At 68.9% G+C, this 20319-nt stretch carries 14 protein-coding genes and 2 pseudogenes; 1 reads left to right on the forward strand and 15 read right to left on the reverse strand.

The window, feature by feature from the left end; all coding sequences use genetic code 11:
* Positions 1 to 198: 198 nt before the first annotated feature.
* From ACN28I_RS26210 to ACN28I_RS26250, 9 genes are all read right to left on the reverse strand, one after another.
* The gene (locus ACN28I_RS26210) at positions 199 to 987 is read right to left on the reverse strand and encodes a hypothetical protein (RefSeq protein WP_420944670.1); all 789 of its coding nucleotides are present in this window, start codon (positions 985 to 987) and stop codon (positions 199 to 201) included.
* Positions 984 to 1526 (reverse strand): imm11 family protein, encoded by a 543-nt coding sequence (locus ACN28I_RS26215; protein WP_420944671.1) that lies wholly within the window; start codon positions 1524 to 1526, stop codon positions 984 to 986. The genes ACN28I_RS26210 and ACN28I_RS26215 overlap by 4 nt, the downstream gene beginning before the upstream one ends.
* Before the next feature lie 59 nt (positions 1527 to 1585).
* Complete coding sequence (locus tag ACN28I_RS26220; protein WP_420944672.1) at positions 1586 to 2530, reverse strand: AHH domain-containing protein; 945 nt, start codon at positions 2528 to 2530, stop codon at positions 1586 to 1588.
* 22 nt (positions 2531 to 2552) lie between these two features.
* The gene (locus ACN28I_RS26225) at positions 2553 to 3479 is read right to left on the reverse strand and encodes a hypothetical protein (protein WP_420944673.1); all 927 of its coding nucleotides are present in this window, start codon (positions 3477 to 3479) and stop codon (positions 2553 to 2555) included.
* Positions 3480 to 3910: 431 nt separating this feature from the next.
* Positions 3911 to 4549 (reverse strand): uracil phosphoribosyltransferase, encoded by a 639-nt coding sequence (gene upp, locus ACN28I_RS26230; protein ID WP_375770027.1) that lies wholly within the window; start codon positions 4547 to 4549, stop codon positions 3911 to 3913.
* A gap of 79 nt (positions 4550 to 4628) precedes the next feature.
* Complete coding sequence (locus ACN28I_RS26235) at positions 4629 to 5819, reverse strand: URC4/urg3 family protein (RefSeq protein ID WP_420944674.1); 1191 nt, start codon at positions 5817 to 5819, stop codon at positions 4629 to 4631.
* Entirely contained in the window at positions 5812 to 7065 is a 1254-nt protein-coding gene (locus ACN28I_RS26240) for a GTP cyclohydrolase II (protein ID WP_420944675.1), read from the reverse strand. The genes ACN28I_RS26235 and ACN28I_RS26240 overlap by 8 nt, the downstream gene beginning before the upstream one ends.
* Positions 7066 to 7080: 15 nt before the next feature.
* Positions 7081 to 8565 (reverse strand): CoA-acylating methylmalonate-semialdehyde dehydrogenase, encoded by a 1485-nt coding sequence (gene mmsA / locus ACN28I_RS26245; RefSeq protein WP_420944676.1) that lies wholly within the window; start codon positions 8563 to 8565, stop codon positions 7081 to 7083.
* Positions 8566 to 8744: 179 nt separating this feature from the next.
* Complete coding sequence (locus ACN28I_RS26250) at positions 8745 to 10988, reverse strand: CHASE domain-containing protein (protein ID WP_420944677.1); 2244 nt, start codon at positions 10986 to 10988, stop codon at positions 8745 to 8747.
* Between the two features lie 267 nt (positions 10989 to 11255).
* Here ACN28I_RS26250 and ACN28I_RS26255 point away from each other — a divergent pair, with 267 nt between their 5' ends.
* On the forward strand, positions 11256 to 15239 hold the full coding sequence (locus ACN28I_RS26255) for a protein kinase domain-containing protein (RefSeq protein ID WP_420944678.1): 3984 nt from the start codon (positions 11256 to 11258) through the stop codon (positions 15237 to 15239).
* 9 nt (positions 15240 to 15248) lie between these two features.
* On the opposite strand, the gene ACN28I_RS26260 is transcribed toward ACN28I_RS26255, so the two are convergent.
* The 6 genes and pseudogenes from ACN28I_RS26260 to ACN28I_RS26285 all read right to left on the reverse strand — a co-directional run.
* Positions 15249 to 15446: a hypothetical protein gene (locus ACN28I_RS26260; protein ID WP_420948895.1), complete on the reverse strand. Its 198-nt coding sequence runs from the start codon at positions 15444 to 15446 to the stop codon at positions 15249 to 15251.
* Between the two features lie 55 nt (positions 15447 to 15501).
* Positions 15502 to 15648: pseudogene (locus tag ACN28I_RS26265) on the reverse strand (hypothetical protein); the annotation flags it as partial.
* A 4-nt stretch (positions 15649 to 15652) separates the two neighbouring features.
* The gene (locus ACN28I_RS26270; protein ID WP_420944679.1) at positions 15653 to 16210 is read right to left on the reverse strand and encodes a DUF5995 family protein; all 558 of its coding nucleotides are present in this window, start codon (positions 16208 to 16210) and stop codon (positions 15653 to 15655) included.
* Between the two features lie 126 nt (positions 16211 to 16336).
* The gene (locus tag ACN28I_RS26275) at positions 16337 to 17515 is read right to left on the reverse strand and encodes a lipid-transfer protein (RefSeq protein WP_420944680.1); all 1179 of its coding nucleotides are present in this window, start codon (positions 17513 to 17515) and stop codon (positions 16337 to 16339) included.
* 23 nt (positions 17516 to 17538) lie between these two features.
* The gene (locus ACN28I_RS26280; protein ID WP_420944681.1) at positions 17539 to 19746 is read right to left on the reverse strand and encodes an SDR family NAD(P)-dependent oxidoreductase; all 2208 of its coding nucleotides are present in this window, start codon (positions 19744 to 19746) and stop codon (positions 17539 to 17541) included.
* 79 nt (positions 19747 to 19825) lie between these two features.
* Positions 19826 to 20116 (reverse strand): annotated as a pseudogene (locus tag ACN28I_RS26285) (SDR family NAD(P)-dependent oxidoreductase); the annotation flags it as partial.
* Positions 20117 to 20319: the final 203 nt, after the last annotated feature.

Raw genomic sequence — 20319 nt, forward strand, 5'->3', positions numbered from 1 at the left:
CAGGTCCAGGCGAGCGTCACGCCGAGAGGCGATCCGCGAGAGGGAGAACGGGCTAGCGACGCAGCACGGCCTCCCGGCGCCTGGTGGGGCTCGGGGGGCGGCTAAATCGACGCTGGCACGTCAGGAGAATCATCGCTCCATAGAAATAAACGCGGTCCGGACGAAAAGCAATCCGGGGCCGGGTGGAACCATCGGGGCTTAGCGGAGTTGCAGCTCGTCTTCCCGGAGTGGCCTCCCCATGGGGACCCGGGCGAGTGGAGGACAGTATTTGTAGTACCCCTCGGGGAGAGGATGGCCTGCTCGCGCTGAAAGGCGCAGCAGGGCGAGCCCTTCGAACCAGAGGTACCGGTACGGGGCGAGTTTCTCCGCCGACGCGGTCATGGAGCGCGCCCGTGTCTCGATCTCCTCCCCATGGAGGGCGAGCAACGCGGCGAATGCATCCGCGCGCGCGCTCGCATCCGGCGCCAGCAGACTCCGGCTCCAGGCACACCGGTGCTCATTCCGCTCTCCGCCCAATTGCTCCAACTTCGCGAGCAACACGTCCATGCGCGCTCGCCCATCGGCACGGGCGAGCACCAGTTCCTGGAGGAGGATGGCCCAGCAGGCATCGTCCTCGTACTCCTCGCCTTCCTGCCAGGACGTCGTCGACAGTGCGGCGACCTGGCGTGCCAGTTCCCAGTGTTCGGCGAGAATGGCCCCCAGCATCGGCATGTTCCGGCTGGCCGGCGGGGGACGCCACCCGTGGGAGTGCTGGTACTGCAACAGCCGGCGCCACTGCCAGGCCGCACGGCAGAGTTCCTCGTGGAAGACTTGGGGCTCGCCCTCGACCAGCAGGGACGCCGCTGCCAGGGTGTGCAGGTGCAGACAAAGCGTCTCGAACTGCCGCAGGGTTCTGTCACGCCCTCTTCCCGGCTCGATGCGGCCAACCAGGGTTGGGAGAACCTCCGCCGAGCGTTCTGCCTGGCTGGCGAGGTCGAGCCGCATCATATATCGAACCCGTTCCACCCTTCCGCGGGGAAGGACTTGAAGCCGGTGACGCCTGCCTGAACGAGAGCCTCGTGCAGGGACTCATGCATGAAAAGCTCGCGCATGCTGGTCCGGGCCCGGAAGAACAAGGCCTTCGGATCGATCCCTTCCTTTTTCACCACCAACCGCTTGATCCTGGAGATCTGGCTCTCGTCGAAGGGGCTGAGCTCGTACTCGGACCGCTCCATGTCGATGGTGTCCTGGACATCCAGGACGTTCACGATGCAGTGGTCCTTGGAGGCCACCTGCCCCTTGTGGTCCTGAATGGTCACCGGCAGGAACTCGCACCGGTCCATCCCCAGCGAGGTGAACACCTGCCTCACCTTCCCCGAGACGATAGGAAGGCTCATGGTGTTGGTCATGAAATCGAGAACCCGGATGAAGTCTGGATAATCCTTCGAGAAGCTCATCGTCCCGCCGGCCGGGAAGCTGTCTTTCAGGGAAACCGCTTCGTAGAAATCGGGCTTGCTCGGGCTGCCCTTGGGCAGCTTCTCGAGCACCGCGCCTCCATTCACACTCGTGGTCAGGACCCAATAGCTCATGGCAAGAACCTCTTCAATCATCTCAGGATTGCGAAACGCCGCAGGACCACATTGTCCTGTCTGTCCGTCGTTGCGTAGCTGAAAGTGCCTCCATGCTGCTTGGAGGCCTCCTCCTGTATTTCCTCGAGAACGGCCGCGACAGAAGCATCGCTGATGGCGAGGACGTAATCCCAGAGCTCGTCTTCGAGCTGATGGAGACTCTTTAGAATGGCCTTGAATGGAGCGAGGTGCTCCTTCTCCTTCTTCGCCTTCTTGAAGACCGCTTCGAGTTCTGTCGAGAGCTTGTCCATACGCTCCTTGACCCTCAGCGTGTAGTTGGAATGACTTGAGTAGTGCGCGATCAGCTTGTGAACGGGGACATACCGCTCATCGGAGGGCAGCATCATGATGTTGTGCCCGTTGTTGATGTTGTAGAACGAGCGCTCGAGCACCATCATCTGCTCATCGGTGAATTTGGTGTTCTCCTCGGTGAAGACGGACTCCGGCAGCAGGTGATGTGCCTGCCAGGGGTAGGGCCGTCTCTGCCCGGCCTCGGATAGGAAATAGAAGATTCCATTCTCCCCAGGAAACTTGCCACCCGCCTCAGGAAACATGGCCATCCGTTTCCAATGCGCCTTGTTGGCCCAGGCATACAGTGGGGGCTTCCGCCCCTTGTAGGATTGCCCGTAGAACACGCCCACGGTGCTGAACAACGAGCGAGCGTAGTCGTTGTATATCTTCTTCCGCGCGTCCGTCTGGAAGACGAACCTGGGCCCTCGATACTGGTAGTAGTCCCCAGCGGCTAGCATCGAGGTGACAGGCTGGGTTTCATCCATATGAAAGGACTTGGCGTCGGCATGCTCCTGGATGAAGGAGTCGGGGTAGCCCGCCTTCAGCTCGGGGAACTTGCTGTCGTCCGGAGGCTTGGGGTTCTTCCACTTCCTCTTCCGCTCCTGCTTGATCTGGCTCTTGAGGATCGACACGAGCAGTTCCTTTCCCGCTGGCTCAGGTCTCCGTCGAGACGAGAATGGCCGAGCGCTCCCCTGCGTCCGAAATCGAGACAACGAGGGGGGCCGGGGCGGGGATGTAGCGGCGCTGTAGGCCGCGCACAGCGACACACAGCCCGAGTGCTCCCGAAGCAGCCCCGGTCTCTCCAAAGCCCTCGGCGGGAAACCAGGAGCTCACCTCACTACCGAGCCCCTGGGTTCGCAGCTGCACGAGCAGCATGCCCCATTCCCTGGAGCGGTATTCCTCCCCATTGAGATCACCAATGAGAACGAGGCGCCTGCCCCCCTCTCCCGCGGTCCGCAGCGCGGAGGCCACACACCCCGCGAGCACGCGCCCGTCCGGCGGCAGATCCGCACCTCGGAATCTTGGATCTTCCCCAAGTTCCACGGCGCGGATGACGATGCGCGGCTCCTGTCCAGTTGGAGGAGCGACATGACCCTGGGCGGTCAACCAGAGAGCCACCGCTCCCTCGCCGGGCGTGAAGCCCGTTGGATTGTCTCCCTTCTTGACCCTCCGCGCCTCAAGTAACTCCGGCAGTACGTCAGGCCCCGCCAGGCTGTCGACCGCGATGACGAGACAGGAACGGCAACGATGCTGAGAGATAGCGTCAACGCCGGCCCTCAGGGCATGGGCGAAGGCGGCATTCCCGCCGCCAAAAAAATGCCAGGGACCCGCCGTCCAACGGATGTCCAGGCTTGTCAGCGCCCGCTCCAGCACCCGGCGTCCGAGAACCTGAAACCTTCTGGGTTCATCTTCCTCCAGCTCGGGGCTGACGGGCATGGAGCGCTCCAGTGGGTCCGGCAGCGCCATGAAGAGCCGGGTGTCAGTGGGAACCTGAGAAAGCTGCATCCGCGTCCCCAGGTCCTTGAGTGCTTCGGTGGTGAGCGCTACCAGCCTCCCGGCGTTCGAGAAGCCAAGGGGCACGACGGGGCTCTCGCACGTCATGAGAGGTTGAGGGAGGCTCTCTCCTTCAGTCGCACAAGTCAGGTAGGGGGAGGGGCTCGCACGGGAGAGACCTGCGCGGAGCGCGGCGCAGCCCTGGATGAGAGCACCGAGCGGGCTGATCATGCCAAGGGCCTGGATCACAGGCGTGCTCAAGATGCCTCCCCGCACACCATGCAATCGTATCTGCCCCGCCCCCTGGTCATGGCCATCACGGGCCGTGGCATGAGGGAGGTGAAGCACGTCTTACGACCGGGAACAGCGATGGTGACGCCATCGCTGTTCTTGGTGACGACCGACACCTGATTGCCACCGAAGGTAGCCAACATAGCGGCTTCCGCAGCCCCATCCTACCAGCTGGAGAGGAACTCGATACGGAGTTTGGCACGGCCGACGTGGGCTGTTCCTCCTATCTACCGCGTGCCGAAGAGCCGATCGCCCGCGTCTCCCAGGCCCGGGAGGATGTAGCCGTGCTCGTCGAGCTTCTCGTCCACCGCGGCGGTGTAGACATGCACGTCCGGGTGGTGCTCGCGCAGGTTGGCCAGGCCCTCGGGGCACGCCAGCAGACACACGAAACGCAGGCTGCCGGGCTTGCTGCGCTTCACCCGGTTGAGCGCCGCCACCGCCGAGTTCCCCGTCGCCAGCATCGGGTCACACATGATGACGTCGCGGTCCGCGAGCTGGTTCGGCACCTTGTAGTAGTACTCCACCGCCGCCAGCGTCTTCGGATCCCGGTACAGGCCGATGTGTCCCACGCGGGCGCTCGGCACCAGTTGCAGCATCCCGTCCAGGATGCCCTGCCCCGCGCGCAGGATCGCCACCAGCACCAGCTTCTTTCCATCCAGCACCGGCGCCACCGTCTCCATCATCGGAGTCTCGATGGTCTCATCACGGACCTTCAGGTCCCTCATCGCCTCGTAGGCGAGCAACAGCGAAATCTCCTGCAACAGCGCGCGGAACGAGGCCGTGCTCGTGTCCTTGCGCCGCATCAGGGTCAGCTTGTGCTTCACCAGCGGGTGGTCCACCACGGTGCAGTTGTCAGGGTACGTCACGGTTCCCTCCTCGTCGCTCGAGTCAAAGAAAGAAGACCCTCCCCCCCACCCTCTCCCGGAGGGAGAGGGAGAGCGTCTCTCAGAACACCGTCCCGTCGCTCTTGATACGGATGGGCGGCGTGCCTCCGGGGCGCTTCTCCGCGGCGATCTTCCTGCCCGCGCTCCACGTCCCGCCCTGCAGCACCTTCGCCAGCGGAAGCTGCTCCGCCGTCATCCCCAGCCGCTCGCGCACGAACTTCGCCACCTCGTCCAGCAGCGCCACCGTCAGCGCCCGCCACTCCACGATGGGCTCCGAGCCCGGTGCGAACACGTCCGTCAGCAGCCGCCCGTCCCTCGGCACCAGCACGCCCATGTCCACCAGCAGGCCCCCGTTGCGGTACTCGGGCAGTCCGGTGAGCGCATCCAGGTTCGTCACCGTGATGCCGCCCTCCTCCAGCGGCTCCAGCAGCGAGTACGTCAGCCACTGGGACAACTTGTGGAAGGGCACCAGCGACTCGGGGCTCCCCTCGGCGCCCATCACCGGGTGGTGCCACACGTCGCCCAGGTTCACCCCGTCCAGCGTGATGCGCCCCGGCCAGATGGACCCCAGCGACTCCAGCACCCGCCCCAGCACCTCGGCCGCGGGCACCCGGGGGCCCCACGCCGCGAGCATGTCATAGAGCGCTCCGGGCCTCGGCAGCGCCCGTCCCAGCCCCTGCAGCAGCGCGAGCCGTCCCTCCAGCCCCGCCAGCGGGTTGGCCTCCGTCACCTGGAAGCCCCGCGCCAGCGACTCGAGCGTCAACCGCTGCAACCCCTCGGCGTCCGCCCGCAGCGGCTGGCCCGGGTCCGAGGAGAACGCCCCCGCGAGGAACATGCGGAAGCTGGCCACGGCCAGACCCTCGGAGCGCGCATACGTGACACCGCCGGGCTCCACGTACTTCCACGTGGGCCCGCTGCCCGCGTCCAGCAGCACGCTCGTGATGACCAGGTCCAGCTTCGCCCGGGCCCGCTCGGCGCGCGGCAGCGAGGCCAGCCGCGCATCCAGCTCGGCGTTGCGCCGCACACCGCCCACGTCGAAGTGCCCCCACCGGCTGTGCACCGGAATGTCCAGCGTGGGGTACGTCTCGCGTGTGACGGCCAGCACGTAGTCCGCCACGGCGGGCAGCCGGTCCATGTCCACGCGGAAGTGCTTCAACAGGCCGGCGGTGCCCAGCTCCAACACGGCCCGGCAGCGCTCGCGGATGGCGCGAGGGCTGCGCAGGTACGCCACGGCGGAGGATGGCTCACGCATCGAGTGACCTGCCCTTCACCTCCACGAGCTCCTCCTTCGAGGCCACCTTGCCCGTGGTGAAGTAGCCGGCGGCCTTCTTCGCCTCCATCTCCACCTTGGCATCCGCGGGGACGAGCTCGTCCGGGATGGGCACGCGCTCGAGAATCTCGATGCCCGAGCGGACGATGGCGTCGTGCTTCATGTCACTCATGGACACGAAGCGGTGGATGCGGGTGATGCCCAGCCAGTGCAGCGCGTCCGGCATCAGCTCCTGGAAGCGCATGTCCTGCACACCGGCCACGCACTCGGTGCGGTGGAAGTAGGTGGCCGCCGAGTCCCCGCCCTCCTGGCGCTTGCGCGCGTTGTACACGAGGAACTTCGTCACCTCGCCCAGCGCGCGGCCCTCCTTGCGCGAGTAGACGATGACGCCCGCTCCGCCCTGCTGGGCCGTCTGGATGCACACTTCAATCCCGTGCGTGAGATAGGGCCGGCACGTGCAGATGTCGCTGCCGAACACGTCCGAGCCGTTGCACTCGTCGTGCACGCGCACCGCCAGCGGGATGTCCGGGTTGGAGATGGAGTCCATGTCCCCGAAGAAGTAGAGCGTCAGCCCGCCAATCGGCGGCAGGAAGACCTCCAGGTCCGAGCGGGTGATGAGCTCGGGGAACATGCCGCCGGTCTGCTCGAAGAGGCCACGGCGGAGCTGCGCCTCGGTGAGGCCGAAGCGCTTCGCGATGCCGGGCAGGAACCACACCGGCTCCACCGCGGCCTTCACCACGCTCACGTCGCCGTTGGCGCAGAGGATGTTGCCATCCGGCTTGAGGCGGCCGGCGACGATGGCATCGCGCAGCTCGGGCATGTTGATGTGCGCGCGGGTGATGGCGATGGACGGCCGGATATCAATGCCCTGGTCCATGTAGGCGCGGAAGGCCTGCGGCGCCACGGCGCCCCACGGGTCCATCGACACGATGCGCTCGGGGTTCGCCCAGGCCTTGTGGGGGCCGATCTGCACCGCGGGCGCGGTGTTGGTGAGGTCCGCCCGGTGGTCCTGCGTGAGCTGCCCGGCGGCCACGGCCACGGCCCGGTAGATGGCGTACGAGCCCGAGTGCGTGCCGATGGCGTTGCGGTTCGCCGGCTCGGTCAGCGTGGCGATGACGGGCCCGCGGCGCAACGGCTCGGGGTCTCCCCAACGGATGGGGATGACCTGGGAATCGCTGTCCGGATGCGAGGTGAGACGGATGTGATTGACGGTTTTCTTGTCGGGCATGGGAATCCTCTCAGCTCAGCTCATCCAGCTGCCATCGGTGCGCGTGGTCCACTTGCGGGTGACCTTCTTCAGGTCCGTCCAGAAGCCGAGGCTGGACGGGCCCGTGATGTCACCGTGGCCGAACTTGGACTCGCCGGTACCGCCAAACGAAAAGGGCTCGCGGGGCACGGGGACGCCCACGTTGACGCCCACCATGCCCACGCGCGCGCCATCCACAACGGCCTGCGCCACCGCGCCATTGGTGGTGAAGATGGAGGCCGCGTTGCCATAGGGCGAGGCATTCTCCACCTCCAGCGCGGCCGACAGCGTGGGCACGCGGACGATGGACAGCACCGGGCCGAACAGCTCCCGCTGCGCCGCCTCCATGTCCGGACGCACGCCCTCCAGAATCGTGGGCCCGAGCCAGTAGCCGCCCGCCCACTTCTCTCCCGCCGGCTTCTTCCCGCGCCCGTCCAGCAGCACCCGCGCTCCCGCGCGCTCCGCGGCGGCGATGGCCGTCTCCAGCCGGGTGAGGCTCGCGCGATCGATGAGGGCGCCCATGCCGGGCCCCACCTCCATCCGCGAGGCGCGCTCGTGCACCTGCTCGACAATCCGCTGCACGTCTCCCACCGCGAGCAGCACGCTGGCCGCCATGCAGCGCTGGCCGGCGCACCCGGTGAAGGAGTCCACCACGGACTGCGCGGTGAGGGCCTCGTCCGCGTCGGGCACGACGATGAGGTGGTTCTTCGCCCCGCCGAGCGCCAGCACGCGCTTGCCCTGCGCGCTGCCCTCCGCGTACACGCGCCGCGCCACGCCGGACGAGCCGACGAAGCCCACCGCCCGCACGTCCGGGTGGGCCACCAGCGCTTCCACCGTCTCACGGCCACCGTGCACCACGGAGAAGACACCGCGCGGAATGCCCGCCTCCACCATCAGCTCGCCCATCGCGCACGCCGTCAGCGGCACCTTCTCCGAGGGCTTGAGGATGAAGGCGTTGCCCACCGTCACCGCGATGGGGAACATCCACAGCGGCACCATGGCCGGGAAGTTGAAGGGCGTAATCCCCGCCACCACGCCGAGCGGCTCGCGGCGGAACTCGCACGAGACCCCGCGGCTCACCTCCATCGCGCCGCCGGTGTCGAGGTTCTGCAAGGAGAGCGCGAAGTCACACACCTCGATGCCCTTGAGCAGACCCGCGCGCGCCTCGGCCACCGTCTTGCCTGCCTCGCTGGCGGCCAGATGGGACAGGCGCTCCAGGTTCGACTCGAGCAGGTGGCGGAAGCGGGCCATGAGCGTGGTGCGCTCGCGCAGGGACGTGGCGCGCCAGCCGGGCGCCGCGGCGCGTGCGGCCTCCACCGCCTGGGCCACGCCCTCCGCGGGCGTCAGCGGCACGCGGCCGATGACCCCACCGGTATAGGGACTGTGCACATCGAGCAGGGAGGCGTCTCGCGGCACGAGCCACTCGCCTCCAACGAGGTTGCGGCAGGTGGTGACACTCTCGGGCAACTGGACAAAGGACACTCGCGCTCCCCCACTGTGACGTCTGAGTGACTTGTGAGTGACTTGTGATCATAACAAGGTGTTTGAAAAACCCGGTAATCCGGGGGGAGCCCGAGGGACTGGAAAAAGGGTCTGTTTCCCAACATTCGGGCCCTACGACGCGGCGCGCAGTGACACGGGCGGAATCCCGCTGAGCGCCGTCAGTTCAACGCGGACGCAGTGGACCCGCGGCTGCCCGCGTCCTCCACCAGCTCTCGCACCCGCTCGAGCTCCACGGGCTTCACGAGGTGCGCGTCGAAGCCCGCCTCGCGCGAGCGCTGCCGGTCCGAGGCCTGTCCATAGCCCGTCACCGCCACCAGGCGCGGGCCCGTGCCACCCGGGCGCTCGCGAATCCTGCGCGCCACCTCGTACCCGTCCATCCCCGGCAGGCCGATGTCGAGGAAGATCACCTCGGGGTCCTCGGCGCCCATGCGCTCCAGTGCCGCCTTGCCGTCGTGCACCACCGTCACCTGGTGCCCGTCCATCTCCAGCACCTCGCCCAGCAGCTCCGCGGCATCCACGTTGTCGTCCACCACGAGCACGCGGCGGCCCTCGCCCGGCGTCTGCCGTCCCGCCGGAGCCTCCGCCGGCACCACCGGCACGCGCTCCTCGGGCAGCAGCGGCAGGCGCACCGTGAAGACACTGCCCCGGCCCACGCCCTCGCTCAAGGCCTCCACGCGGCCGCCGTGCATCTCCACCAACTGCTTCACCAGCGTCAGCCCCAGGCCCAGGCCGCCCTGCGCCCGGTCCAGCGTGCGCGCCACCTGCATGAAGGGCTCGAAGAGGTGCGGCAGCGCCTCGGCCGGAATGCCCATGCCCGTGTCCGCCACCCGCACCACCGCCTCGCCCGCCTCGCGCGCCAGCGTCAACGTGATGCGGCCGCCGGGCTCCGAGTACTTCGCCGCGTTGTGCAGCAGGTTGGTGAGCACCTGCACCAGGCGCACCGGGTCCGCCTCCGTCCACACCGGCCCGTCCGGCAGCTCCACGCGCAGCGTGTGCTCGCGCGAATCCGCGAAGGGCCGCGCCGCCTCCACCGCCCGTCCCACCGAGCCCGCCAGGTCCACCGGGTGCTTGCGAAGCTGAATCTTGCCCCGCGTCACCCGCGACACGTCGAGCAGGTCATCCACCAGCCGCCGCATGTGGTGCACCTGGCGCTCCACCACCTCGCGCTCCCGCTCCGTCCCCAGGCCCGCCTGCTGCTTGCGCTCCATGAGCTGCACGGCGGTGAGCACCGGCGCCAGGGGGTTGCGCAGCTCGTGCGCCAGCATGGCGAGGAAGTCGTCCTTGCGCCGGTCCGCCTCGCGTAGCTGCTCCTCCACGCGGGCCCGCTCGGCGAGCGCCACACGCAGCCCGTCCGCGCTCCGCTCCGCCTCCCCGCGCGCCCGCACCTGGGCGAGCATCATGAAGAAGAAGGCCAGGCTCACCAGCACGCCCAGCCCCGAGACGGGCAGCACCATGGGGCCCGAGGCCGTCGCATCGAAGGCCGGCAGCGAGGAGAAGGTGAGCGTCCAGGGCCTGCCCGCCACCAGCAGCGTCGTGGTGGTGGTGAACATCGGCTCGTGCGCCCAGGCCTCGGGGCCGTGCGAGCCGTGCAGCAACCGCTCCTCGTCCACCTCCAGGCCGTCGTAGAGCTGGAAGGCCACGCGGGGCTGCCGCTCGGCGCCGAAGATGCCGTGGAGCAGATCATCCGCGCGGAAGGGGCTGTAGACGAAGCCCGCGAGCTTCTCGCGCCGCTCCTCCAGCGTGGCCGGTACGTGTCCCCCCCGGTAGACGGGCAGATACAGGAGGAAACCCGCCTGCTTGTCCTGGTGGATCTCCTGCTTGAGCGTCACCTTCCCGGTGAGGGCGGGCAAGCCTGTATCCCGGGCGCGCGCCATCGCCTCCCCGCGCATGGGCTCGGAGTACATGTTGTAGCCCATGGCCGCCAGGTTGCGCAGATCTCGCGGCTCCAACATGACGACGGAGTGGAGCTCGTCACCCGGGACCTCGGGCCAGGCATGGAAGCCCGGCAGGTCCAGGGCGGTGCGCGTCCGGCGCTCGAGCCGGGTGCGCTCCTCGCGCGAGAAGCGCTGGGTGAAACCCAGTCCCTGGATGCCCGGGTACTGCGATTGGATCTCGAAGAGCCGGACGTACGCGGAGAACTCCTCCGGCGTCACCTCCTGCTGGGTGGCGAACAGGCCCTCGGTCCCCTGGAGGAGCGCGATGTACGTGTCCAACCTTCGCTGGATGCGGTCCGAGGCCGCCTGCACCACGTTCTCGAAACGCGCTTCATCCCGCGCACGCGCGGACCACCCCAGCAGCAGGCACACGCAGGAGGTGAGCAGCAGGCAGAGGGCGAGCACGCCCACGGGCATCAGGTGCCGGGGGAGGCGGTGAAACGGAGAACGGCGGAAGAGTGTCTTCACGGCGGGCAGGTAGACCAGCGGTCGTTATCATCCCCCCTCACGTGCGGACCTGCTTGTCGCACCGGCCGGGGATGGACGGATCCGATGCTCGGTGCACAACCCTTTGGAGAGCCCACTCCATCCCCAGCCCGCCATACCGGCCGGACCCACCCGGCCAGGGGATGGCAAACGGCCCCCTGCCCTCCCGGGCTGCTTGCATTGCCCGGGCACTGGACGCTCCCTAACTTGGGGTCCAGCCATGCCGGGCGGGGACATTGGGGGAAGACCATGCCGGGAAACACCGGTCGGACTGGCGGCGGAGACGGCTCGGAGCCCGGGTTCGAGGACTCGGACTACGGGGATGATCTGCTCCAGGCCGTCTCCCAGGAGTCCGCCCTGCTGCGCATCCCCGCGCTCGGCGAGCGGCTCGGAGGCAGTGACGGCCACCGGTTCGAAATCCTCGAGCAGCTCGGCGGCGGCTCCATGGGCCGGGTGTTCCGCGCCTGGGATGCGCAGCTCCGGCGGGAGGTGGCGCTCAAGTTCCTGCTCCCGGGCGCCCCCCTGGACGAGACGCAGATGTTCGCCCTGCTGCGGCAGGAGGCGCTGGCCATCGCGCAGCTCGCCCACGCCAACATCGTCCGCCTCTTCGACACGTCCGAATGGGTGGGGGCGTCCTGGGAGCCGCGCATTCCCTTCCTCATCATGGAATGCCTGGAGGGCGAGTCCCTCCTGACGCTGCTGCAACGCGAGCACCGGCTGGAGCCAGGACGCGCCCTCGCCCTCCTGGCGGGTATCGCCGCGGGGCTGGCCCACGCCCACGCGCACCACGTCATCCACCGGGACCTCAAGCCCAGCAACGTCTTCCTCACGCGCGAAGGCGAGGTGAAGCTGCTCGACTTCGGCCTGGCCTGGCTGCTGGAGGGCAGCAGCGCACCGGGCCTGGAGGATCTGCCCAACGCCGGCACGCCGGCCTACATGGCGCCGGAGCAATGGCGGAGCGAGCGGCAGGACGAGCGCACGGACATCTGGTCCACGGGCATCGTGCTGTACGAGATGCTCACCGGAGCCACGCCCTACCCGACCGCCAGCCTGCCGGAGCTGCGCGCCCGGGTGCTCTCCGCCGAGCCCGTGCCGTCCGTGCGCGAGCACCACCCGGAGCTGCCCCGGGAGGTGGAGCCCCTGCTGCGCACGATGCTGGCCAAGGCGCCCGAGCGGCGCTACCAGACGGCGCAGGAGCTCGTCGAGGAGCTGCGCGAGGTGAGGGAGTCGCTCGGCCTGAGGGGACAGGCGCCGCGCCGCGTGGCGCCCGAGCGGCGGCAGGTGACGCTGGTGTCCTGCCGGCTGACGCGGCCGGCCGCGCCCGGGCAGGCGCTGGACGCCGAGGACATCGGCGAGCTGGAGGAGGCCTTCCACCAACGGTGCGCGGAGCTCGTCCAACAGCGGGGAGGCTCCATCGTCCTGGCCATGGGGGATGAGGTGCTGGCCTGCTTCGGCTACCCCGCGGTGCGCGAGGACGACTCGGAGCACGCGGTGCAGGCGGGGCTGGCCCTGGCCCGCGAGCTCCCCGCCGCGCTCCAGCGCAAGCTGCCCCGGCTCGCCTCGGGAATGCTGGCGGTGAAGGTGGGCCTGCACACGGATCAGGTGACGCTGAGCGAGCCCACGCGGGAGCACGGCAACCGGACGCTCGTCCTCCAGGGCGAGGCCCCGAAGGTGGTCACCTGGCTGGCCTCACAGGCCGGGCCCCATACCGTGGTGGCCAGCGAGGCCACGTGGACGTTGGTGCGCGGGAGGTTCGAGGCGGAGCCGCTCGGCGCCTTCGTCCACGAGGGCCTGTCGGGGACGTCGCGCCTGGAGCTGTACCGGGTGCTGAGCGAGCGGCCCTCGTCGTACCGTTTCGAGAGGGCCCTGGTCACCGGCGGCCTCACGCCCCTCGTGGGACGGGAGCAGGAGTTGCAGCGGCTCCTCGCGCACTGGGACAAGGCCCGGCGGGGCCAGGGCGGCTTCGTGCTCGTCACCGGCGAGGCGGGAGTCGGCAAGTCCCGGCTCATCCAGGAGTTGCACGAGCGGGTCTGCCAGGAGTCCTGCGTCCACTTCCAATGCCAGTGCTGGCCGCAGTCCAGCACCAGTGCCTTCCAACCCGTCATCGAGGTGTTGCGGCGCCTCGTCGCCTCGCACGCGGGGGGGCCGGAGCCGCTGGGGCTCTCCGCGGAGCACCTCTCGCTGTTGAGCCAGCTCCTCTCCCTGCCCGAGCCCGCGGGGCGGCCTCCCCTCCAGCTCTCGCCGGAGCGGCGCAAGGAGCGCACCCTCGAGGCCCTGGCGGCGCTGCTGTCGCACGTGGCCCGGGAGCACCCGGTGCTCGCCGTGGTGGAGGATCTCCATTGGGCGGATCCTTCCACCCTGGAGCTGCTCGGCTACCTCGTGGAGCGGGTGGAGCCCCAGCGCATCCTCTTCGTCCTCAGCGCCCGGCCCGACTTCCACCCTCCCTGGCCCGGCCATCCCCGGCTGCACGGGCTCACGCTGGAGCGGCTGTCTCCGGAGCACACCGCGGCGCTGGTGCGCGAGGCCGCGGGGGGCCGGAACCTGCCCCCGGAGGTGGTCCAGCAACTGGTGGCCAGGACGGACGGCGTCCCCCTCTTCGTGGAGGAGCTGACGCACATGGTGCTGGAGCGAGGCACTCCGGACGCCATCCCCATCACCCTGCACGAGCTGCTGCTGGCGCGGTTGGATCTGCTCCCGCACCGGCAGAAGTCGCTGGCCCAGTGCTGCGCGGCCATCGGGCGCAGCTTCTCGCACGCGCTGCTGGCCACGCTGACACGGCGGAGCCCCGCGGCGCTCCGGAGGGACCTGGAAGGACTGGTCGAGACCGGACTGCTGCAACCCCTCCACGAGCGGGCCGCGCCCGGCTACCGCTTCCGCCATGCCCTCATCCAGGACGCGGCCTGGCAGTCGCTGCCGCGCAGCGCGCGCCGCAAGCTGCACCACCGCATCACCGACGCCCTGCTGGAGCAATCTCCCGAGGTGCGCCAGACCCAGCCGGAGCTGCTCGCCCACCACTACACCGAGGCCGGTGAGTACGAGCCCGCCATCCACTATTGGTTCCAGGCCGGGCAGCGCGCCAGCCTGCGCTCGGCCAACCAGGAGGCGGTGAGCCACTTCCAGCAGGCCCTGCGGCTGTTGCGCCTGCAGCCGGACACGCCGGAGCGGCTCCAGCAGGAGCTGCGGCTGCTCATCTCCCTGGGCATTCCGCTGGCCCAGGTGCAGGGCTACCGCTCGCCGGAGGTGGAGCGCACGTACACCCGGGCGCGCGAGCTCATCCTCCAGGTGGGCGGGGCACTCCCCCGGCTGCGGCTCTCCTATTGGGGGCTCTTCGTCTACTCCTTCTCGCGGGCCGAGTACGGCGTGGCGCACGAGCTCGCCAGACAGCTCGTGGCCCAGGGCGAGCGCCACCAGGACATGGAGCTGCTCGCCCTGGGGCACCGGATGATGGCGGCCACCTTCTATATCTGGGGCGAGCTGGCCGCCGCGCTGGAGCACGTCGAGCGGGGACTGGCCTGTCCGGACCTGCCGCTCGAGGAGCACCGGGCCATCGCCGAGAAGCAGTGGATCAACCCGCGCGCCACGACGCTGGCCTTCGGGGCCATGGTGTACTCGGCGCTCGGCCGGAAGGACGAGGCGTGGCGCTCCAGCCAGGAGGCGCTGGAGCTGGCGCGGCGCATCGGCCACCCGCACACGACCGCCATGGTGCTGAACTACATCTGCGTGGCGTGCCAGCTCCGCCGCGAGGCCCGGTGCGCCCTGGAGTGGTCCGCCCAGGCCATCTCGCTCGCGCACGAGCACGGGTTCCGGGCCTCGGAAATCTGGGCCACGCTCATCCAGGGCTGGGCGATGGCCGAGCGGGGGCAGGCGCGCGCGGGGCTGGCGCTCATCCGCGAGGGCATCGCCGCCTGGAGGGGCCCAGGCATCAGCGCCGGCCTGTTCCACCACGACCTCGGCCTGCTCGCGGAGCTGCACCTGAAGCTGGAGCAACCGCACGAGGCCCTGGCGCTCCTCAACGAGGCGCTGGAGCGGGCCCCCACGGAGGGCCAGCACTTCTACGAGGCCGAGCTGCTCCGGCTGCGGGGCGAGGCCCTGTGGGGGCTCGGCCACGAGGAGGAAGCCCGCGGGTGCTTCCTGCGCGCCATCCAGGTGGCTCGCCAGCAGGGGGCGCGCGCCTTCGAGCAGCGGGCCCAGGACGCGCTGGGGGCGCTCGCTCCGGAGCACCACCCGCTGTAGGCCGGGGACTCAGAAGGGCCGCTGGAGCCGGTGGCCCAGGCTTCCCCCCGCGTGGACCTTCATGCCATCCCGCTCGGGCTGGAACCTGCCCGCGGTGCTTCCCCGGCGCAGTCCCCGGTCCACGCTGTACAGCGCGCTGTTGAGCCAGCCCCCGTCGATGATGAACTCGGCCACCTGCAGCGATTCCCAGCGCAGCCGCAGCTTCACCTTCTCGAGGCTCCTCCGGCTTCGCCGCCAGCAACCCGAGCACGTTGTTCCAGACGCGGTCCCGGTAGTAGCGCAGCCCGGTGATGGTGATGAGCTCGTCGAACAGGCCGAACAGCCTGCTCAAGACGCCCATGGCGCCCCGGAACTCGCGGCTCAGGACCTCCTGGATCTTCGGGTTGCAGCGCACGAGGACGTTGTTCATCTGGTCATGGTCGAACTTCCACCGGGCCAGCAGCTCCGCGCTCCGGCGCTCGAGCTTCTCCCGGGTCCTTTACCTCCTGCCGCAAGCGCTGGAGGTCCTGACGGATGACGTCATGGATGCCCAGGGCGAGATCGAAGTTGATGTGCGCGTTGATGCCGAGCAGCAGGTTCTGGAGGATGCTCGGCCGGGGCTGCATGGCCTGCTCCATGGCCTTCCCCCAGGCCGGGCAGATGGGCGGCTCCGGGGGCCACGCGCGCGAGCGGGAGAGGGACTCGAAGTAGAGCGCCGAGAACCGGCCGGCGAGCCGATCGACGCACTCGGGCTCGAAGAAGAGGGGGCCGGTCTCCTTGAAATCGTCCTTCCCATGGACCGCCGCGTTCACCTGCGCGGTCATGAGGTAGTAGGCGCGCAGGAAGATGGCGCGGCCATCGTCCTGGTCGTAGAGCTGCTTCAGCTCCTTCTTCATGCAGAGCAGCGCCTCGCCCGTGTTCCGGGGCCGGTGGTGCGCGTCCTTGCAATCGGCGCCGCAAGCCAGCGGCGAAGCGGTGAAGGTATCCGCCATGGTGACTCTCCCTCTCCAAACTCGTCGTCCAGGACGGTTAGAGAGGAAGAGAGCCTGTTGTGACGCGAGCCGCCCGCGGCTGCTCTCCCAGGGGGCGGGGAGCAACCCGGGCGCCCGCCAGGCCGGCTAGTCGCGGCGGTACATCGTCACCACGCACGCGCCGCCGAGGCCGAGGTTGTGCTGCAGCGCCACGCGGGCGCCCTCGACCTGACGCTGATCCGCCTGGCCCCGGAGCTGCCAGACGAGCTCGGTGCACTGCGCGAGGCCCGTGGCGCCCAGCGGGTGGCCCTTGGAGAGCAGTCCGCCCGAGGGGTTGGTGACGAACTTCCCACCGTAGGTGTTGTCGCCGTCCCAGATGAACTTCTCCGCCTCGCCCTCCTTGCACAGGGCGAGCGCCTCGTAGGTGAGGAGCTCGTTGGCGGTGAAGCAGTCGTGCAGCTCGACGACGTCCACGTCCTCGGGGCCGAGGCCGGACTTCTCGTACACCTGCTTCGCGGCGAGGGCGGCCATGTCGAAGCCGACCATCTTGATCATGCTGTCGCCGAAGCTGGAGGGCAGGTCCGTGGTCATCGACTGGGCGGCGATGTACACGGGGTTGGAGTGCCCCAGCTTCCGGGCGAACTCATCCGAGCAGACGATGGCCGCGGCGGCGCCGCACGTGGGCGGGCAGCACTGGAAGCGGGTGAGCGGATCGAAGACCTCGTCCGAGGCGAGGATCTCCTCCACCGAGAGCGTCTGGGTGAAGAGCGCGAAGGGGTTCTTGCTCGCGTGCTTGCGGGCCTTCTCCGAGATTTTCGCGAAGGTCTCGCGCTTGGTGCCGTACTTCCAGCGGTACTCACGGCCGGCGCCGCCGAACATCTGCGCGGCGAAGGGCGACTGGTTCATGCCCTGGGCGCGGTTCATGGTGTCCACGTGGCGCTCGAGCGGATTGGCGCGGTCGTCGAACTTGGAGGCGAGCGCGCCCTTCTCCATCTTCTCGAAACCGAGCGCGAGGACGCACTCGGCCATGCCGCCCTCGACGGCCTGGCGCGCGAGGTAGAGCGCGGTGGAGCCGGTGGAGCAGTTGTTGTTCACGTTGATGACGGGGATACCGGTGAGGCCCACCGAGTAGACGGCGCGCTGGCCACAGGTGCTGTCACCGAAGACATACCCCGTATAGGCCTGCTGGATGTCGCCATAGCTGATGCCGGCGTCCTTGATGGCCGCCTGGGCCGCCTTGGACGCCATCACGTCGTACTCCTCGCTGGCGCCCGGCTTGGCGAACTTCACCATCCCCACTCCGATGACATTGACTCGACGTCCCATGGTTGTGGTTCCTTTCGTGTGGGTCAGATGAGCTGCTTGAGGAAGCCCAGGCGCGAGGCGACGCGGACATCCCCGTCCACCCGCAGCTTGCCGTGCTGGTAGAGCCGCTGCACGGCCTGCGGGTCCTGCACCAGGGCCGCCAGCTCCTCGTCCGGGAGACGGAGCGTCAGGTCCGCCTTGTCGGCCGTTCCCTCGCGCACCCCGGGAGTGCCCTTCCCGTCCACCACCCAGGAGCCCTTGGGCTCGGTGATGTGGAACTGGATGACGGCGCCCAACTCGCGGGCCAGCTCGGGCTTCTGCGCCAGCCGCTCGCCGAGCGCCTTGAAGATGGCCGGAGCGTGGCCGTTGCCGGTCTTCTCACCACCCGAGGCCGGAGCCGCGGCCGCCTTCGCGGGAGCCGCGCCTTCACCGGCGGGGCCCACCTTCGCGAGGAAGCCGAGCTTCTGCGAGGCCATCACATTGCCGGTAATCTTGAGCTTGCCGCCGAAGTAGAGCTTCTGCGGATCGGCCTTGCCGGAGGTCATGGCGAGGAAGTCCGCGTCGGTGAGCTCCAACGAGCAGTCGGCCTTGCCCTGCGCGCCCTGCTGCACCGCGCCGGGGCCATTCTTGAGGTCCAGCGTCCAGGTGCTGTCCGGCTGGGTGAGCTTGAAGAGGTAGACGTTGGCCACCTTGGCCACGAGCTCGGGGTGCTGGGCCACGTAGGCGCGGATGGCCTCGAAGACACGGGCGCTGGCGCCACCACCGGCCGCGGCGGGAGCGCTCGCCTGCGCGGAGGCGGCGGGCTTCGCCTGGACCGAGGGCACCTCCTTGTGGAGCTCCACGGCGGCGTTGCTGATGACGACCTTGTCGCGCTCGACGGCCTTGCAGCGGATGATGACGCGCTCGCCGTCCTTCCACATCTCGGTGCGGAGCGTCTCGCCGGGCAGCACGGTGTCGGCGAAGCGCACGCGGATGCTCTTGAAGAGGCGCGGATCGCCGTTGGCGAAGGCCTTGATGACGTGGCGGCCCACGTAGCCGAAGGTGCACAGGCCGTGGAGGATGGGCTTCTGGAAGCCGAAGTTGCGCGCGAACTCGGGGTCGGCGTGCAGCGGGTTCCAGTCTCCGGACAGCCGGTAGAGGAGCGCCTGGTTCTCGTGCGTCTTCTCGGTGATGACGGCGTCGGGCGCGCGCTCCGGAGCGGGAACATCCGTCACGGGCCCGCGCTCGCCTCCCCAGCCGCCCGCGCCGCGCACGAAGGTGGTGATCTCATTGCGCACGAGCGGCTCGCCCGTCTGCGCGTCGTAGCTGGTCACCTCGGTGACGACGAGCGCGTTCTTGCCCTTGTCGAAGATGTCCTTGATGCGGCCCTTGTGGCGCAGGGTGGCCTTGGCGGGCAGCGGGCAGAGCAGCTCCGTGTACTGCTCGCCGTGGAGGACGCGGTCCAGGCCGTAGTTGAGACCCGGGGCCTGCTTGCCCTCGGCGGACATCTTCAGGACGCTGTTGAGCGCGGGGATGACGCCGTAGGTGGGCAGCGGGCGGAAGCCCTCACCGTGCAGCTCGTAGACGTACTGGAGCTCCTTCGTGTCGAGCGGGTCCTGCGCGGCGCCCACGCCCAGCGCGTAGAGCGAGAGGTCGCGCTCGTCATAGGAGGAACGGGTCTCGGGGAACTCGTAGCCGAGCGCGGCGTCGACGTCGATGAACTCGTTGCCACCCTTGCTCTGGGAGGTGAGGTTGTCCATCACCGGCTGCATGCCGGCGGCCACGTCGGTGGGGTGGGTGGCCTCGGTGAAGTCGGTGATGGACTCCCACGACTTCTGGACGGCCTCGGGGGTGATGGCGCGGCCGAGCTTGAACACCTTGCCGCGGGTGCGCTCCCAGCGGAGCTTGGCCATGAAGCCGCCGCCGACCTCGAAGAGGGCACCGGTCTCCTGGCAGTCCTCGTGGCACAGCCAGGCGGCGAGCGGGCTGACGTACTCGGGGCGGAGCGCATCGACGACCTCCTTGGGGAGGACGGTCTCGGTCATGCGGCTGCCGGCGATGGGGGCGATGGCGTTGACGAGGATGTTCTTCTTGCGGCCCTCGATGGCGAGCGTGTTGGCGAAGCCCACGAGGCCGAGCTTGGCCATGCTGTAGTTGGCCTGCCCGAAGTTGCCGTAGATGCCAGCGGCGGAGGCCGTGAAGAGGATGCGGCCGTAACCCTGGTCGCGCAGGTGGGGCCAGGCGGCCTGGGTGACGCGGAAGGCGCCGAGCACGTGGACGCGGTAGATCGAGCTCCCAGTCCTGCTCGCTCATCTTCTGGAAGCTGGTGTCGCGGAGGATGCCGGCGTTGTTGATGACGATGTCCAGGCGCTTCCAGGTGTCGAGCGCGGACTGGACGATCTTCGCGCCGTCCTCGACGGAGTCGTAGTTGGCGACGGCCTCGCCACCGGCGGCCTTGATGTCAGCGACCACCTTGTCGGCGGCCTCGGAACCGCGGCCACCGCCGGTGCTGGAACCGCCGAGGTCATTGACGACCACCTTCGCACCACGGCTCGCGAGCAGCAGCGCGTGTGAGCGGCCCAGGCCATTCCCGGCACCGGTGACAATGGCGACCTTCCCGTCGAAACGAAGCTCGTTGCCCATTCAGTCTCCTTGCGGAGCGGGAGCAGACGACGAGACGAGCACTTTGACAAGTGAGTCAATCATCCCTCTCCCTTCGGGAGAGGAGCCCCCCGTCGTTTCCTCCGGGTACCGAGGGGATGAACGACCAGCGGCCGGCCCCCTGATGACAGGGAACCGGCCGCCGGAACACTTCAGGTCAGACGCCACGGCCCTCCCCCTCGTCG

The sequence above is a fragment of the Archangium gephyra genome (assembly GCF_049060025.1).
In the GTDB taxonomy this organism is placed as follows: domain Bacteria; phylum Myxococcota; class Myxococcia; order Myxococcales; family Myxococcaceae; genus Archangium; species Archangium gephyra_A.

What these genes read in the sequence shown, in the direction of transcription:
- ACN28I_RS26235 (WP_420944674.1), bottom strand. Translation starts at nt 5,819, where the DNA reads ATGCGTGAGCCATCCTCCGCCGTGGCGTACCTGCGCAGCCCTCGCGCC.
- ACN28I_RS26275 (WP_420944680.1), bottom strand. Translation starts at nt 17,515, where the DNA reads ATGGGACGTCGAGTCAATGTCATCGGAGTGGGGATGGTGAAGTTCGCC.
- ACN28I_RS26240 (WP_420944675.1), bottom strand. Translation starts at nt 7,065, where the DNA reads ATGCCCGACAAGAAAACCGTCAATCACATCCGTCTCACCTCGCATCCG.
- ACN28I_RS26210 (WP_420944670.1), bottom strand. Translation starts at nt 987, where the DNA reads ATGATGCGGCTCGACCTCGCCAGCCAGGCAGAACGCTCGGCGGAGGTT.
- ACN28I_RS26270 (WP_420944679.1), bottom strand. Translation starts at nt 16,210, where the DNA reads ATGGCGGATACCTTCACCGCTTCGCCGCTGGCTTGCGGCGCCGATTGC.
- ACN28I_RS26255 (WP_420944678.1), top strand. Translation starts at nt 11,256, where the DNA reads ATGCCGGGAAACACCGGTCGGACTGGCGGCGGAGACGGCTCGGAGCCC.